Raw genomic sequence first — 3,409 nt, forward strand, 5'->3', positions numbered from 1 at the left:
CCCGCCGCCCCGATCCCCAATCCACCCCTCCGCCCCCACCCGCCGACACCCAGCTCACCCTCCTGTAGACCCTCGACGATCCAAATTGCGTCCCAAAACCCGCATGTAGCGGGCTGATCAGCGCAATTTCGCAGTACCGAATCTCGGCTGCGTCACAGGGTGGCGGGGTGCGGTGTCTTTGGGCGTGAAGCGATGGACGGCCAGAGGGAGCTGGGTTTCATGGGGTTCTTGAAGAGGCAGCGGGGGCAGGAGCATCCGGAGTCGTGGATCTTCGGGCCGAAGCGGTCCGTGCGGCGGGATGTGACGGAGTCGCTGGCGGAGAACGGGCGGCCGTTGCGCTGGACGATCGTGCTCGGGGTCGGGATCGTCGGGTTGGTGGGGCTGTCGGCGGTGGCGCCGATGTCGCCGATCGCGCTGGTCGGTGACGAGAGCGACGAGGCCCACGGGGTGCCCGAGGGCACGCAGCTCACCCCCTCCGGCAAGCTCGTCGTGAAGCAGGACGGCACCGTGATCGACGCCATGGACGTCCGCGGCGCCATCTGGGTGCAGGCCGACGACGTGCGCATCACCCGCACCCGGGTGACCGGCAGCAGCTACCACACGATCCGGGTGTTCGACGGCGCCGACGGCACCATCGTCGAGGACACCGACGTCGTCTGCACCGACGACGCCCTCAACGGCGGCAAGGGCGTGGTGTTCGGCAACTACACGGCGACCCGGCTCGACGTCACCGGCTGCGGCGTCCCGTTCGTGACCGCCAGCGGCAACGTGCGGGTGACCGACTCCTTCGCCGACGGCGAGCCGGTCGACATCAACGTCGGCGGCGACGACGGACCCACACCGCCGCCCGCCACACCTGCTCCCTCCACCCCTCCGACGACGACACCCGCACCGCCGACCACCCGCCCGCCAGCCCCGCCCACCACGACCCCCGCGCCGCCGTCCACCACGGCGCCGCCCACCACCACACCCCCACCGCCGGGCGACGGCCGCTTCCCCGACGCGTCGAGCACCGGCGTCCCCGCGGGCGTCACGCTGCGGCCGTCCGGGTCGGTGACGGTCACCACCGACGGGGCCGTCGTCGGGAACCTGCACGTCACCGGGTCGATCACGGTCGAGGCCGACGACGTGGTCATCCGCAACACCCGCATCGACAACACCGCCACCTACCCCATCCGGTCGTCAGGCCGGAACCTGCTGGTCGAGGACAGCGAGATCGACGGCAACGGCACGGCCAACGTCGCCATCCTCCCGGGTGAGTACACGCTGCGGCGGGTCGACATCCACGACGTGAAGGACGGTCCCCGCATCGAGGGTGACAACGTCGTGATCGAGGACAGCTACATCCACCACCTGCACCGGGTCGAGGGCGGTCACCACGACGCCATCCAGATCCGCAAGGGCAGCAACATCCAGATCCGCCGCAACAACCTGCAGGCCTACAACGCCGACACCGGCGACCCCATGAACGCCGCCATCCAGATCGGCTCGCTCACCGCCCCCATGCGGGGCCTGGTGGTCGACGGCAACCTCATGGACGGCGGCAACTACACCGTCAACTCCGGGAAGAGCGGCGCCGACCCGTCGTACTACCGGAACAACGTGTTCGGCCGGAACTACCGCTACGGGGTCCTGTCGTCGGGGCCGGGCGTGGTGTGGGAGAGCTCCAACGTCTGGCAGGACACGGGCCAGCCGGCCCGCTGAGCCGAGCGCCCTCCACCGGTGGCCTCAGCCATAACATCCGACCCGCGTGTCACAAGCACATGCCGATCGGTGTCGATGAGCGGATGGGGACGATCCCGGGGCCACCGGTGGCCGCGCGCACGCAGTCGTCGGACTGGAGCGCCACGCCCGAAACCGATGTGGGCGCCGCGCCCGTCGAGGACGACGACCAGCTCTTCGCCCGCATCTACCCGACCCTGCGCCGGTTCGCCGCCGTGGTCGCACCCCGGGAGACCGACCCCGACGACCTGCTCCAGGAAGCGACCGCCCGGGCGCTGCGCAAGGGCCCGCTCAGCCGGCTCGACAACCCCGAGGCCTACCTGCGCCGGACGATGGTCAACCTCGCCTCCAACGAGCGGCGCCGCCTGGGACGGTGGCGGCGGGCCCGGAACCGCCTCCAGGGCGACGAGGCCTCCCCGCCACCGAACAGCTACCCCTCCGACATGAGCGACCTCATGGCCCTGCCGGCCGAGGCCCGGGCGGTGTTGTGGCTGGCCGACGTCGAGGGCTGGTCGTTCGACCAGGTGGCCCAGCTGCTGGGCTGCAGCTCCGACGCGGCGAGGGCGAGAGCGTCCCGCGCCCGGTGGACGCTGCGGCACCTCATCCAGGGGCAGGACGCATGAACCGGCTCACCGGATCGCTCGACGCCCTGTCGCACCGGGGCGCGCCCCAGGGTCCGGCGGCCGTGCTCGACGGCGCCCGCGGGGTGGCCCGGGCCCGACGTCGTCGCCGCCGGGCGGGGGCCGCCGTGCTGGGGGTGGCCGGAGTGGTCGCCGTGGTGGCCCTGGGGTTCGGCGCGATCGGCGGCGGCGACACGGTCGAGACCGAGGGCGACCCCGCCACCGCCCCGACGCCGACCCCGCCTCCCTCGGCGCCGACCGGGACGACTCCCCCGCCGTCGACCGGGGCGACCCCGGACACCAGCGTCACCACCACGACGCCGACATCGCCCACCGCCACCCCGACCCGCCCGGGCTCCGCCACCACCGGCCCGACCGGCGACCCGGCGTCGCTGCGCCGGATGACGACGTCGGAGGTCGAGGCCCTGATGCAGCCGGGGGCGGTCATCGAGAACGTGGAGATCACCGGCGGCAACCTCGACGTGGTCGCCGACGGCGTCACCCTCCGCAACTTCCGCCTCGACGCCGACGGCGCCCCCTACGGCATCCGGTCGATCGAGGGGCACACCGGGTTCGTCGCCGAAGACGGCGAGATCCTCGACACGTCGAGCGCCGGCTTCTACGGCGCCAACGCCACCTTCCGCCGGCTCGACGTCCACGACAGCGACAACGCCGCGTTCAAGCTGCTCACCGGGGTCACGGTCGAGGACTCGTGGTGGCACCACCTGGGCCGGGGCGGCAGCGGGATCGGGGTGCAGCTCGAGGACGGCAACGGCGGCACCCACACCATCCGCCGCAACCACTGCGAGCTGCCCGCCGACGTGCCGGCGCCCTACAACAGCGACTCGTGCCTGCTGGTCAACGCCGATGCGCCGTGGACGGTGGTGGTCGAGGGCAACTGGCTCGACGGCGGCAACCGCTCCACGGTCGACTGCGGCGGCGCCGCCGGGGTCGACGTCCGGGGCAACCGGATCGGCCGCCGCTGGGTCGGCGAGGTGCCGATCATGCGCTGCCCGACGGCGTCCGGCAACGTCTGGGCCGACACCGGCGCCCCCGTGGGCTGACCC

Annotated in this window: 3 protein-coding genes; all 3 read left to right on the plus strand. The window is 72.6% G+C overall.

What is annotated here, in order from left to right:
• The first annotated feature begins 219 nt into the window (after nt 1-219).
• The 3 genes from VK611_06855 (at nt 220) to VK611_06865 (ending at nt 3,406) form a co-directional block, all read left to right on the plus strand.
• On the plus strand, nt 220-1,704 hold the full coding sequence (locus VK611_06855) for a hypothetical protein (protein ID HMG41031.1): 1,485 nt from the start codon (nt 220-222) through the stop codon (nt 1,702-1,704).
• 83 nt (nt 1,705-1,787) lie between these two features.
• Nucleotides 1,788-2,345: a sigma-70 family RNA polymerase sigma factor gene (locus VK611_06860; GenBank protein ID HMG41032.1), complete on the plus strand. Its 558-nt coding sequence runs from the start codon at nt 1,788-1,790 to the stop codon at nt 2,343-2,345.
• Nucleotides 2,342-3,406, plus strand: coding sequence for a hypothetical protein (locus tag VK611_06865; protein HMG41033.1), 1,065 nt, complete (start codon nt 2,342-2,344; stop codon nt 3,404-3,406). Before VK611_06860 ends, VK611_06865 begins: the two co-directional genes overlap by 4 nt.
• The last annotated feature ends 3 nt before the right edge of the window (nt 3,407-3,409 follow it).

Source organism: Acidimicrobiales bacterium (genome assembly GCA_035316325.1).
Lineage (GTDB): Bacteria > Actinomycetota > Acidimicrobiia > Acidimicrobiales > VFJN01 > DASXTK01.

What these genes read in the sequence shown, in the direction of transcription:
- VK611_06855 (HMG41031.1), top strand. Translation starts at nt 220, where the DNA reads ATGGGGTTCTTGAAGAGGCAGCGGGGGCAGGAGCATCCGGAGTCGTGG.
- VK611_06865 (HMG41033.1), top strand. Translation starts at nt 2,342, where the DNA reads ATGAACCGGCTCACCGGATCGCTCGACGCCCTGTCGCACCGGGGCGCG.
- VK611_06860 (HMG41032.1), top strand. Translation starts at nt 1,788, where the DNA reads ATGGGGACGATCCCGGGGCCACCGGTGGCCGCGCGCACGCAGTCGTCG.